Origin of the sequence: Aerococcus christensenii (assembly GCF_001543105.1) — a bacterium.
GTDB lineage: Bacteria > Bacillota > Bacilli > Lactobacillales > Aerococcaceae > Aerococcus > Aerococcus christensenii.
On the sequence record NZ_CP014159.1, the window covers coordinates 1,205,807 to 1,219,007 of the forward strand.

Consider the following 13,201-nt stretch of genomic DNA (forward strand, 5'->3'; position numbering starts at 1 on the left):
ATGGCAATTACAAAAATACATCCAATAAAATCAACTCTAAATTTGGCAATAGATTATACAACTAAAAGTGAAAAAATTGATTAAAAAATTTTGGTATCTCCATTTAATTGTCATCCATCTACTGCCCACATTTAATTTCTGAAAACTAGAGAAGACAATGATACTAAATTTACAGTTCTGGCTATACACTTGATTCAATCTTTTCTACCAGGAGAGGCTAATCATATAAAAGCTCACGAAATTGGAATGGAATTATGTAAGAAAATTTTAAAAGGAGATTATGAATTTGTTTTTGCAACTCATATAGATAGAGGACATATCCATAACCATATTATTTTCAATAATGTTAATTACATGACAGGTAAATGCTACCAATTTAACAAAAAAACTTACCATAAAATCAGGTATCAAAGTGATGAATTATGTAAAGAAAATAAGCTTTCAGTCATTGATGAATATTATGAAGCTTACAAAAGAAAATACAAAACTGCTGGTAAATCTTGGTACGAATATGACCAAAACAAGAAAGGAAATTCTTGGAAGTCTAAACTGCAATTTGATATAGATAGAATGATTAATAAGTCTAAATCGTGGGAAGAGTTTTTGGAAAATATGAAAACTCTTGATTATGAAATTAAGTTTGGTAAACACATTGCTTTTCGTCATAAAGATAAGCAAAGATTTACAAGATTGAATACTATCGGAGAAGATTATGCTGAGGAAAGAATCAAAGAAAGAATAGATTTAGCAATTAAAAATAAAGCTAATCCTATTAAAAAACGTGTAGGAAACGTCATTGATATATCTACTAATGAAAAAGCTCAATCCTCTAAAGACTATGAAGTTTGGGCAAGAAAACACAATATCAAACAATGGCTGATTCAATAATTAAATTAAGAGAATAAGGAATTAATTCAATTACACAACTCGATGACCTGATCAAAAAATCAGCTGATGATAGACAAGATTTGTTAGATAAAATAAAGAAAATTGAAACTGAAATGAAGAGTTTATCCCAGGATATGGAAAATATAAATAAGTATCGTGAAATATATAAATACCACAAGAAAAATCCTAATGATAAGCAATTTGCAGAAGAGTATTATAGTGAGCTTTCTGTTTATAAAATAGCCGCTAAAGAAATTTTAGAAAACTATAAAAAACTACCAAACACCAAAGAAATATTAACGAGACTCGATGAATTGCAAGAAAAAAAGAACACCCTTATGCAAGAGTATTCTTTGGATAAAGAGCAATTTTCTGACCTTGTTCAGTATATGAAAAACTATGAAAATTATTATGGGATAGAAGTGGAGAGATAAAAAGCTATAAGCGTTGCTTACATTTATTAAAAATACTTGACAAAATAAGTTTACAAGAGTAAACCTATTTTAAGTATTAAGTCTATATTTGTAAACGATAAGGAGGGAAAGACAATGGGTGTAATAGTATATAATACTCATATCACAGATGCTGAGTGGGAAGTCATGCGTGTGGTTTGGGCAAATGATCGAGTAACTAGTAAAAAAGTCATTTCCGTATTGCAAGAAAAATTGGATTGGACACAATCCACTATCAAAACGATCTTAGGTCGATTAGTTGAAAAAGGCGTACTAAATACAGAGCAAGAAGGTAGAAAGTTTATTTACACTGCCAATATTGAAGAGAAAGAAGCCGTAAGGGATTATGCAGAAGATATTTTTAACCGTATTTGCAATAAGAAAGTCGGAAATGTAATAGGAAGCATCATTGAAGATCATGCTTTAAGCTTCGATGATATAGATCGACTAGAAAAAATATTAGAGATGAAAAAATCTTTCGCAGTAGAAGAAGTGGATTGCAATTGTCCAGAAGGACAATGCGAATGTCATTTACATCATCATGAAGAATAAGGAGGAATTTAAAATGAATAATGACAACAGATATTCGTCCCATAATCACCATAATTATGACGACATGGATAAGTTAAAACACGAGCATGGAATCACAGATGAACATGGAGACCATAAGAATCAACATCAAGAACATCATGCTGGGCATGACCACAGCGGGCACAGTGGGCATGATCACAGCGGGCACAGTGGGCATGACCACCATCATGGAAACTTTAAGGAACTTTTCTTAAAATCATTGCCACTAGGAATAATTATTATGCTCTTATCCCCTATGGCTGGGTTTGACCTACCATTCCAGTTTACTTTTCCATATTCTGATATTGTAGTAGCTATTTTATCTACTATATTAATTATTTATGGTGGACGTCCATTCTATCAAGGGGCAGTTGACGAATTTAAACAAAAAGACCCTGGAATGATGGCTCTCGTATCTTTAGGTTTAAGTGTTTCATATTTATATAGTATTTATACTGTAATAGCAAGCTACGTAACAGGTGAACAAATTATGGATTTTTTCTTTGAATTTGCTTCATTACTATTAATCATGTTATTAGGTCACTGGATTGAGATGAAAGCTATTGGAGAAGCAGGAGATGCACAAGAAGAACTGGCTAAGCTAGTACCAAAAGATGCTCATGTAGTATTAGATGACGATTCAATAGAAACACGACCAGTTGCTGACTTAAAGGTAGGTGATTTAATTCGAGTTCAAGCTGGAGAAAATGTGCCAGCAGATGGAACTATCGAGCGTGGCGAATCACGTGTAAATGAAGCTCTTTTGACTGGAGAATCAAAAGCAGTTAAAAAAGGTCCTGGCGATGAAGTAATCGGAGGCTCAACAAATGGAGAAGGGGTTCTTTATATTAAAGTGAATGAGACAGGTGATCAATCCTTCATCTCTCAAGTTCAGAATTTAATCAGCCAAGCTCAAAGTCAGCCTTCCAGAGCAGAAAATATTGCTCAAAAGGTTGCAGGATGGCTCTTCTATATTGCTGTTATTGTCGCGCTAATTGCTTTTGTAGTGTGGATGGTTATAGAAGATGTGCCAACGGCAGTTATATTTACTATTACTACATTAGTTATTGCTTGTCCGCACGCATTGGGTCTGGCTATTCCATTGGTAACCGCCCGTAGCACAAGCTTAGGAGCTAGCCGTGGCTTACTAGTAAAAGACCGCCAAGCCTTAGAAATAGCTCAAGATGCAGATGTGATGATTTTAGATAAAACGGGTACTTTAACAACTGGTGAGTTTAAAGTATTAGACGTTAAACTTTTTAATAACAAATATAAGAAAGAGGAAATCATTGCCTTACTGGCAGGTATTGAAGGAGGATCTAGCCACCCGATTGCTCAATCAATTATTAGTTTCGCTAAGCAGCAAGGTATAAGTCCAGTATCTTTTGATTCAATTGATGTGATTTCCGGTGCTGGCGTAGAAGGCAAAGCCAAGGGCCATAGTTACCAATTAATCAGCCAAAAAGCATACGGACGTAATCTGGATATGGATATTCCAAAAGGAGCAACTCTCAGTGTCTTAGTAGAAAACGATGATGCTATTGGTGCTGTAGCTTTAGGGGATGAATTAAAACCAACGAGCAAAGAGTTAATTAAAGTTCTTAAAAAGAACAATATTCAACCAATTATGGCAACAGGTGATAATGAAAAAGCAACTCAAGGCGCGGCAGAAGATTTAGAGATTGAATATAGATCAAATCAATCTCCACAAGACAAATATGAGTTAGTAAAAACACTTAAAGAAGAAGGAAAAAAAGTTATCATGGTAGGTGACGGTGTCAATGATGCTCCTTCTCTTGCCTTGGCAGATGTTGGAATAGCGGTCGGTGCAGGAACTCAAGTGGCGTTGGATTCAGCTGATGTCATCTTGACTCAATCTGATCCAGGAGATATTGAATCATTTATTGAATTAGCACACAAAACAACTCGTAAAATGAAACAAAATCTCTTTTGGGGAGCTGGTTATAACTTTATAGCTATCCCTCTAGCTGCAGGAATTTTGGCTCCTATTGGTATCACATTAAACCCTGCATTAGGAGCAATTCTAATGTCTGTGTCAACGGTCATCGTCGCCATTAATGCTATTTTATTAAGTTTAGATCCAAAAAATAACGGTTAACAGATCGAATGATTGAAACTCCTTAAAGTATCAAGATACAATAGTTTTACAGGAGAAAAAGAGATGTAAGTACTGGCTCTTTGTAAAATCGTGTTGGTAGAAGTAGACATTTTTCTACCAACACGATTTTTAATTTATTATAGAACTGATTTCTTTTAAAATCCTAAAAGCACCTATTTCAACACTTTTATAACTTGTTATTCTATTTTCTTGACAATAATACCACCGTCTCCACATGTGTCGTATCCTGAAATAGCTTTAAAATATTTTTCTGTATCACTACTTAAATTTGTAATTTTAGAGCTTTTTTTGTTTGATAAAAGTATTAAATTTTCTAAGCCTAATTTATTTAAAACAAAACTGCTATGAGTTGAAATAATTATTTGACTAGATTCCTTATTACTATTTTCTTGTAGAATATCAATTAAATTATTCATGTTAGAATATGAAAAATGGTTTTCTGGCTCTTCAATTAAAATTATTTTATCTTTATTTGTATTAATATTATTTAAAGCACGCTCAGTTTTTAATAAGCATTGTAGCCCTCTACCAGCATTGGAATATGTAATACTATCAAATTCCGTTATCATACTTGATCCCCATTGACTTATATTCAATAATATCTCCAATATTACATTGAAAATACTCACAAATCTTTCCTAATGTTTCTAGACTTACATTTTCGTCTCTTCCCATTTTTGCTATTGTCTTGGGTGTTGTTGCGATTGCACATTGTAAGTCTGTTTTTTTTCATATTTTTATCTATTAATAACTTCCATAATTTGTTATATGAAAATCCTATATCATTCTCCAATTCTATATTTTACCTTTCTAAATGTATAGATTAACTATCTAATTAGAGCATATAATACAGATTCCTTTCAATTATATGATTTACTGCGTTAAACTTAGCAAAAAAAATATCGGCAGTCTTCGGACTGCCGATATTTATCTCTCTGCACCTTTGCTATGGTCTTTCTTATTTGACTTAAGTTTGTCCTCTGTCTTAAAGCTATTTATTTGCCCTAATATGGACTTTTTATCCTTGTCTTGACTCCTTACTTGTTCTTTTGCTTTTAATAGCTTAGAAGACAGAATACGAACATTTTTATGTTCCCTTTCATTGTTGCCAATATTAGTTTTTACTTTTCCGAAGATTTTAACAAAATCTCCTTGTTTAAGGTTCTCTAAATCTTTTGTCTTATCTCCATAGAATGGATAATTACCAAGTAATATATTTAGATTTAAACCCACAAAGCAAAAAGTAAAAATGAAGTAAATTCGAAGTAAGATTAATTTGAAAACTGGATAAACAAGATTAACAGATATTATATTAAAACAATATTTATCCGGTACTGGGACTGGGACGGGACTAAAAATCTGAAAACGTCCTACAATTAAGTGGATTTAGTGATACTCTAAAAAATAGAATCTAGTATTTTGAATGGTTTGGGATATGTCGGACGTTTGGAAAAGAAGAATGGGAATAGTCGCAAAATTTTCTAAAATAGCTTAATTACAAGCTATAAAGAGAATGAAAAATAACTACTGGTACTCAAATGGTACTGGAAGTAAAAAAGAATAAATTGAATAATAGTTCCAAGTGGTTTACATGAGGACAAAAAATTAGACCGTAGTTTTAAACTGCGGTCTTTATTTTTATCCAAGATGAACATTCTTTTTAAATTTTATATTTTTCCCATTACAGAAATCCTCAAATTTACTTGAGTTGAAATTCTCACCAAACTCATCAATTAAGTGATCTTTTATATTATCTTTTTTTGATATGCCAAGAGAATCAAGTAACAATACAAAATTATTTTTGTCTAGATAATACATGAGTTCATAATCGTCTCCGACAAAAAATTCTACATCATAATCCTCGTACCCAATCTCGGCTGACCCATCATCATTAAGTGTAAATAATAATCCGCTAGTGTTTAACATAATTACCTCACTTTCTGCAAGCTTCTCAATATAGTCATTATAGCAAATTATTATCTATAGTTATTTAAATTATTTTTCCTAAGCCAAATTTTCACTAATTTAAAAGATTTAATGATATCATATAATATAAATAAATGAAAAACTGTTTTAAAATATATTTAGGTTAAGAAGTATAATTTTTGCAAGTAAAAAAACATTTTGTTTTATAAAATGAAATGTAATTTATGGAGGTTATATGTCAACATCAATAGAAATAAATAAGAAAAGTGTAAAAGAATTTTTAGATGCTGGAAAAAAACACAAGTTTATAATACCTGAGTATCAGAGACCTTATGCATGGGAGGAAGAAGAGGTTCAAACCTTATTTGATGATCTAGTTGAATATACTCAAGAAAGAATTGATTCCCCATATTTTCTTGGAACAATTGTGTCTTATACGAATGATGATAAGGAACAAGAAATAATTGACGGGCAACAAAGAATTACAACTCTATGTTTACTACTAAGAGCTATATATACAAAAATCGAAAAAATGGATCATACTAAGGAGAGAAAAAATTTCATCAGCCAGATTGAGCCAGCCTTATGGGAAACTGATGAATTAAGTGGTGAAGCAAACAAAAGTAATACGTTATTGGAATCTAGAGTTTTTGAATCAGAGCATAACGAAATATTAAATAATATACTAAGAACTGGAGTTGCAGATAAAAATGCTAGGGATAACTACTCGAAAAATTATTTATTATGTCAAAATCTTATAGATCAGTATGCTAAAAATGAACCTTTAACTTTCTATCACTTGATAAATAATATTTTAAATAAAGCGATTGTTCTTCCTATCAAAGCCGATAGTCAAGATACTGCTCTTACAATCTTTTCAACACTTAATGATAGAGGATTACCTTTATCGGATGCAGACATTTTTAAGGCAAAAATCTACAATAACATTAAAGAGCCTGAAGCTAGAAATACTTTCATTCAAAAGTGGCAAGAAGTTAGCACTGGTGCAGAATATGCTGACGAAAATATTCAAAAATTATTTTATTATTATATGTTTTATCTGCGAGCAAAAGAAAACGATAGAAAGACAACAACCCCAGGACTCAGAAAATATTATTCAAGTAATAATTTCTTAAGGCTATATGATTCAGAATTAATGGATAATTTGAGTGTGATATTAAATTTTTGGTCAGTAGTTAATAATAAAGAAGAAATAGAGGGTGAAAATTGGTCTAGAAATTTTGAGATTTTAAAAGAATTAGATATTCTTACATCTTATCCGAATGAATTCTGGAAATATCCCGTAATTACTTATTACCTACACTATAAAGATTCAGATAACTTTGAAGATAAATTCCTTTTATTCTTAAGAAAATTATTCGTTAACTTATGTAGTAGATATATTGTCACTCCAACAATTAATGCAGTTAAGCAGAATATTTTGAATTTAAATTCAGAAATTATTAGTAGCGATGAACCTAAATTTGAATTTAAAGCGGTTGATCAAAATATTATAAGAGAAGAATTGAAGAATCCTCATAGAAATGTGGTTAGGATGTTATTAAAGTTATTGTCCTATGATAATGACTTACAAGATGAACTTTTGCCAGTAAAATGGGAAATTGAGCACATTCTTCCTAGAAAATGGCAGGACTCTTATTTCCCAAGTTCCTCAGAAGACGAGGTAAATGAGATAATTGAACATCTTGGAAATAAAATACCTTTTGAAAAAAGACTAAATATTGTGGCTAGTAATGGATATTTTGAAAAGAAAAAAGATCTGTACAAACAATCAAAGATAGCTATGGTTCAAGAATTTTCACAACTTCATTCAAATGACTGGAAGCTAGAGCAAATAAGGGAAAGAGATATCAGAGTTTCTGATAGAATTGTGGAAATATTTGATTCGTGGACTGTGGATATAAATAATGTAAATGAATCAAAACTAACAGAAGAGGATATGAGGGCTATTGAACGAATAAAGTCTAGAGGTTTAGAAGACTATCTAAAATAATTTGTATAACCCTTGATAATAGAGAAACTGAAAGAGTTAAAAATTTTTCTCCGGTACTGGGACTGGGACGGGACTAAAAATTTGAAAACGTCCTATAATTAGGTGGATTTGGTGGTACTCTAAAAAATAGAATCTAGTATTTTGAATGGTTTGGGATATGTCGGACGTTTGGAAAAGAAGAGTGGGAATAATAGCAAATGAAGCTGTAAACGCTGGTATATCAACACTTATAACGAACTCATTTTCCCGTTGATCTTAATTTGGGCTTATTTAATAAAGCTGCAATTTCTGCTTGCCGATTGGGGTAAAGGTGGCTATAAATATTTAAAGTTGTTTCAATCGATTTATGGCCTAGCCTTTCTTTAATACTTAGAGGATCAATTCCTAAATGAATGAGATAACTTGTATGAGAATGTCTAAGATCATGAACTCGAAATCAAGAGAATTAAAAAGATGTGGTAATGAGTATGATGCTATCTATGCCCAAAAAGATAAGATTGAAAAATCATCATCTAAAGGCAGGAAAACAAAAGCTGATGGTAAACTCACCAAATCCATATCTGAAAAACTTCATAAGAAGTGGTCTCCCGAGCAAATAGCAAACACTATATGTAAAGATGTTGTCTGTTTTAAAACAATATATAATTGGATTTACTTAGGAATGATAGAGTTTGATGTTTCAAAGCTAAGAAGAAAAGGGAAATCAATAGAAAAAAACCAAAAGAAGTCAAAAAAAGGAATACTTTTGGTCATTGGGAATTAGATACAGTTGTGTCATCTAGAGGTAAAAGAAAAACTAGATTTTATATAGTCTTACCTATGGCAGATCGAAGCAAAAATTCGATGTTAGGAGCCGTTGATAAACTAATTCAATCTTTACCATTAGAAGCTTTAAAGACGTTCACATCTGATAGAGGCAAAGAATTTTCTTGTTATGAAGACGCTGAAAAAAGCGGTATAAATTTGTACTTTGCTGATGCGTATTCAGCATGGCAAAGAGGAAGCAATGAAAATTCTAATGGTTTATTGAGAGAGTATTATCCTAAGAAGACAGACTTATCTAAAATATCGGTTAATGAGCTAATAAAAAACTTAATGGAGCTTAATACTAGACCTAGAGAATGTCTAGGGTATCAAACTCCATTTGAAATGTTTATGCACGAACTGAGTTTGGTTTAAGTGTCGCAATATTATTTGTAATTCATCTGTAAAAAAATGTGTAGCTAGCAAGTAATCGTGATAAAATGAAGTTAGTAGGGCAATATTCCTTTTTTCTGTGTGGAGGCAATACATGAAGGAGAGATTGTCCTTTTTAATGTGTTTATTATTAGTCAAAATTTTAATGAAGTACACAATATTGACGTATAGAGTTACGTGTAAGCAATAAAAAATGAAGAAGTAGTTATTTTATTATTTTGATCGGATTAAACTTCTTAGTATTAGGTATGGATTCAATCGAGGAGTTATGGATGAATAAATTAAAAAAACTATGGGAAAAGCAGAGGCTATTAATTAAATTAATAATAATGAGCTTAACTTTAGTTGTGTTAACTTTACTTATTATGTATGGAACTATGATTAGTATGACTAAAAATCGTGTTATTCATGATTATGGAGAGCAAATTTTAAATATAGGACATGAGGTAGCTGCTGATCCAAGAGTTATTGAAGCAGTAGAATCTGGTCACACTTCAAGTGAAATTCAAAATTATGCTAGTAAAGAAGAAGCGAGGTTTCAACTTGATTATTTAGTTATTATTCTAAAAAATAGTACTAGGCTTACTCATCCGAATAAAGAATTAATAGGAGGACATTTTCAGGGAGAAAATGATCAGAATCGAGCGCTTGATCAAGGAGAATCTTATTATCATACAGGAAATGGCCCTTTAGGACGTTCATTACGTGGGTTTGTTCCTATCTATAATAAGCAAAATGAAGTAATTGGTGCCATTTCTTTAGGCATTATGTCTCCTAATTTAAAACGATTTATTGATCGAACGAATCACTCATTAGTGGTATCTTTAGTTTTTTCACTTTTGATCGGCTCTTTTTTGTCTTTCTTACTGGCTGTTTCTTTAAAAAAACAAATGCTAGGAATGGAGCCCCAAGAAATTGCTAAGGTCCTAGAAGAACGAAATGCGATGTTTCGAAAAACGCGTGATCCTATTATCTTAGTAGATACAAAAGGATATATTGAATACATGAATGAAACGGCTCAAGCCGTGTGGCCATTCGCAAATGGAAAATGTATTGATGAGATTTTGAAAAAGATCAATATTCATCAAGTCGATCAGTTACAACTTGTAGAATCACGAGTAGTTTATCGTTCTTATGTGGCGTCATTAACCGCTGTTAAAAACGGGAAACAACTTAGAGGGTATTTGATTATTTTAAGAGATACAAGTGAATTAAAAACGTTAGTTCAACAATTAGATAATTCTGAATATTTCGCTAAACAACTTGCTGAACAAAATCACGAATTTATGAACAAACTCCATGTGATATATGGCTTAGCTGATTTTGAACGAATCGAAGAATTGAAGCGTTATCTTGAACAATTAAGTCAAACAGAATTTTGTTTAAATCAAATTATGCCATTGTTGATCAATAATTCCGTTTTAGCTGGACACTTGTTGATACATCAGGCTAATCGCTTACTTTATGAAGAAATTTCTGTGGAAACGGAAGTCCCTGAGCCAACGAATTATCAAGAAACGAGTTCTTGGTTAGAAGAGATGCATTTCTTTGAAGATTGGTATCAAGAGAAACGATCTAAAACTTCACGTGCATCTTTGTCATTAGATTATCAAGAAGGTGAATTAATTACAGATATTTGGTTGGATGGGTTAGATGAATTACAAATTGAATCAGCTGAATCTTCTTTTGTTAATCGCAGGTATTGGCAAGAAGATCAAGTAATTGAGCCAACTGTACATTTACGGTTAAATATTAAGTATGGAGGATAAAATGACTTATCGTGTGTTATTAGTTGAAGATGACAAAATGGTTCAAGCGATTAATCGAGATTATGTCAATCGTTCTGGCAAATTTCATGTTGAAAAGATTGTTTCCAGCTATGAAGCTGCAGAACGCATTTTGCATAAGGAGTCGTTTGATTTAGTGTTAATAGATGATGATTTAGGAGCAGGGAAGAGGCAAGGGAGAGATCTGTTTGATAAGATTCAGCAATTGCAACCTGGATGTCAAATGATTATGTTAACTGCTCAAGATTCAGTGGAAGTGATCAAAGAGGGATTACGGTGTGGTGTTCATGATTATATTCTTAAGCCATTTAGTTATGAGCGTTTGTATTCAAGTTTGGAGTCTTTGGATAGGAAATTATTACTTCTTTTTCGAGATCAGAAGCTAAACCAGCAAGATCTTGACCTAATTTATCTGTCTAATTCTCGTTTCCATTCTTCTAGTGAAGATAGCGATTGGAAAAAAATATTGATTGAAGGACCACTTGAGAAAGGAATAACTTCTGCGACATTAGAAAAAGTTTTAGAAGCAATTAATCAATTTTCAGGAACTTTTACCATCATAGAGTTAGTGAATAAAATACATATTTCACATGTGACGGTAAGAAAATATATTCATTTTCTTATACAGAAAAAATATTTAAAAACTTATCAAGAATATGGTCATGCGGGGCGACCAGTAATTTATTATTCAAAAAGATGAATGGTTAACAGATATATGAGTTAATAGCTCATCCATTAAGCATATTCTTAGGGGAAAGGAAGCATTGTTTTGTGTATATAAGATTATTGTCGTTTTTTTACGGATATGAGGGAGAATAATCCTCACATTTAGAAGAGGAGCTTTTGTTAATTAGATAAAGAATGAAATTTGATTTACGATGAATTGTTCAATAAAAGACAATATATTGACTTTTTATGGGCTTAAATTGATTTTTAGTGTTGTGATAAATTTTATATTTAACAACACTTTTTTTATTTTCAGTAGAAATTGTAGGGCTTTTCAATAAAAATTGACATATGTTTAATTGATATAAATTATTTAAAAAAGTTTATTTAAGTTAAATAAAGTAGAACGATACTTTGTTAACATGTACACTATGTTTAGTTATTGATCCGGATAAATAATGAATGACAAGGAGAGGTTTTATATGTCAATTGGTAAAATATTAATATCAACTTTTACTAATATGAATTTTATTAGTGCGATTGCATCAACAATTGGTATTATTCTTATTGGTTATATTTGTCGGCGAAAGGGTATTTTTAATGAATATGCATCTAAAGTGCTATCTAAAACAGTATTGAAATTAGCTATTCCATGTTTAGCTTTTAATGCATTTATGAAAGATTTAAATACTGCTCAATTGAATCAAAGTATGAGTGTTCTTGTTTGGGGCTTCCTTGTGTATATTTTATTTATCTTGTTCACTCGAGTGAGCTATAGAAAATTTCAAGGTGATAGGCAATTAGTTTTAAGAATGCTTACTATTTTTGGGTCAACTACTTTTTTTGGTATTCCTATTGTTTCTGCTGTGTATGGATCAGATGGGATAATTTATGCTAATATCTTTAATATTGGCTATCGTGTTTTTCTTTATTCTTATTGCTATATTATGATGAGTGGTTTGAAATTTAAGAAAGAAAACTTAAAACAAATTTTCTTGAATCCGACAATTTTATTTACAATTGCAGGGTTGTTAATTTGGATATTCCAAAGCTACTTACCAACGATAACGGTTGAAGTTGTGAATAAAACAGGGAAAGCAATTGTTCGTCAAGCTCCAATTTTGAGAACGGATCTTGTTTTACCTCCACTCTACAAAATAATGGGTTACTTAGGAGGACTGTCTTCACCGTTAGCTTGGCTATCAATTGGAGCAACGCTTGGTGCAGCTAAAATTGATGAAGCTGTTACAGACCGCCATGTGTGGTATTATTCATTTAATAAAATGTTACTAGTTCCAGTAATTAGTTTGGTGATTGCGATAATTTTATCAAGTATCGGTGTGATGCCAATGGATTATGCTGCGATTGGAACAACAGTAGTAATGATGGCAACCCCGCCAGCAGCGGTGGCTGTTTCTTATGCGATAGGTTTTGATAAAGAAAATAAATTGGCTTCTAATTGTTCATTTATAGGAACATTGGTTTCTACTATTGCGATTCCATTATGGTTAGTAGTCATTCAAGTGTTACAAACAGTTGGTATAATTTAATAAAGGAGTGA

At 31.7% G+C, this 13,201-nt stretch carries 10 protein-coding genes and 4 pseudogenes; 9 read left to right on the forward strand and 5 right to left on the reverse strand.

Annotation, left to right across the window (positions count from 1 at the left end):
- The 3 genes and pseudogenes from AWM71_RS07960 to AWM71_RS05755 all read left to right on the forward strand — a co-directional run bounded on the left by AWM71_RS07960 (position 1) and on the right by AWM71_RS05755 (position 4,029).
- A pseudogene (locus AWM71_RS07960) lies at positions 1–1,322 on the forward strand (relaxase/mobilization nuclease domain-containing protein).
- A gap of 114 nt (positions 1,323–1,436) precedes the next feature.
- Complete coding sequence (locus tag AWM71_RS05750) at positions 1,437–1,892, forward strand: CopY/TcrY family copper transport repressor (RefSeq protein ID WP_060777060.1); 456 nt, start codon at positions 1,437–1,439, stop codon at positions 1,890–1,892.
- A gap of 13 nt (positions 1,893–1,905) precedes the next feature.
- Entirely contained in the window at positions 1,906–4,029 is a 2,124-nt protein-coding gene (locus AWM71_RS05755; RefSeq protein ID WP_060777061.1) for a heavy metal translocating P-type ATPase, read from the forward strand.
- 197 nt (positions 4,030–4,226) lie between these two features.
- Here the strand turns inward: AWM71_RS05755 and AWM71_RS08455 are convergent, their stop codons facing one another.
- The 4 genes and pseudogenes from AWM71_RS08455 to AWM71_RS05770 all read right to left on the reverse strand — a co-directional run bounded on the left by AWM71_RS08455 (position 4,227) and on the right by AWM71_RS05770 (position 5,976).
- The gene (locus AWM71_RS08455) at positions 4,227–4,619 is read right to left on the reverse strand and encodes an AAA family ATPase (protein WP_231723648.1); all 393 of its coding nucleotides are present in this window, start codon (positions 4,617–4,619) and stop codon (positions 4,227–4,229) included.
- Positions 4,603–4,831 (reverse strand): annotated as a pseudogene (locus tag AWM71_RS07965) (helix-turn-helix domain-containing protein). Before AWM71_RS07965 ends, AWM71_RS08455 begins: the two are co-directional and overlap by 17 nt.
- 146 nt (positions 4,832–4,977) lie before the next feature.
- Positions 4,978–5,247: pseudogene (locus AWM71_RS05765) on the reverse strand (hypothetical protein); the annotation flags it as partial.
- A 441-nt stretch (positions 5,248–5,688) separates the two neighbouring features.
- Positions 5,689–5,976, reverse strand: coding sequence for a hypothetical protein (locus tag AWM71_RS05770; RefSeq protein ID WP_060777063.1), 288 nt, complete (start codon positions 5,974–5,976; stop codon positions 5,689–5,691).
- A gap of 235 nt (positions 5,977–6,211) precedes the next feature.
- Here AWM71_RS05770 and AWM71_RS05775 point away from each other — a divergent pair, with 235 nt between their 5' ends.
- The gene (locus tag AWM71_RS05775) at positions 6,212–7,990 is read left to right on the forward strand and encodes a DUF262 domain-containing protein (RefSeq protein ID WP_060777064.1); all 1,779 of its coding nucleotides are present in this window, start codon (positions 6,212–6,214) and stop codon (positions 7,988–7,990) included.
- A gap of 238 nt (positions 7,991–8,228) precedes the next feature.
- Here the strand turns inward: AWM71_RS05775 and AWM71_RS07970 are convergent.
- Positions 8,229–8,423, reverse strand: a pseudogene (locus AWM71_RS07970) (tyrosine-type recombinase/integrase); the annotation flags it as partial.
- Between AWM71_RS07970 and AWM71_RS08460 the strand changes: the two are divergent.
- From AWM71_RS08460 to AWM71_RS05795, 5 genes are all read left to right on the forward strand, one after another.
- Positions 8,397–8,753, forward strand: coding sequence for a hypothetical protein (locus AWM71_RS08460; protein WP_236701112.1), 357 nt, complete (start codon positions 8,397–8,399; stop codon positions 8,751–8,753). The pseudogene AWM71_RS07970 and the gene AWM71_RS08460 sit on opposite strands and share 27 nt — an antisense overlap.
- Complete coding sequence (locus AWM71_RS08465) at positions 8,693–9,169, forward strand: IS30 family transposase (protein ID WP_236701167.1); 477 nt, start codon at positions 8,693–8,695, stop codon at positions 9,167–9,169. The genes AWM71_RS08460 and AWM71_RS08465 overlap by 61 nt, the downstream gene beginning before the upstream one ends.
- Positions 9,170–9,459: 290 nt before the next feature.
- A complete protein-coding gene (locus AWM71_RS05785; protein ID WP_060777065.1) occupies positions 9,460–10,956 on the forward strand; it encodes a Spo0B domain-containing protein in 1,497 nt (498 codons plus the stop codon).
- Position 10,957: 1 nt separating this feature from the next.
- Entirely contained in the window at positions 10,958–11,674 is a 717-nt protein-coding gene (locus AWM71_RS05790) for a response regulator (RefSeq protein ID WP_060777066.1), read from the forward strand.
- A 448-nt stretch (positions 11,675–12,122) separates the two neighbouring features.
- On the forward strand, positions 12,123–13,190 hold the full coding sequence (locus AWM71_RS05795) for an AEC family transporter (RefSeq protein ID WP_060777067.1): 1,068 nt from the start codon (positions 12,123–12,125) through the stop codon (positions 13,188–13,190).
- Positions 13,191–13,201 lie beyond the last annotated feature (11 nt).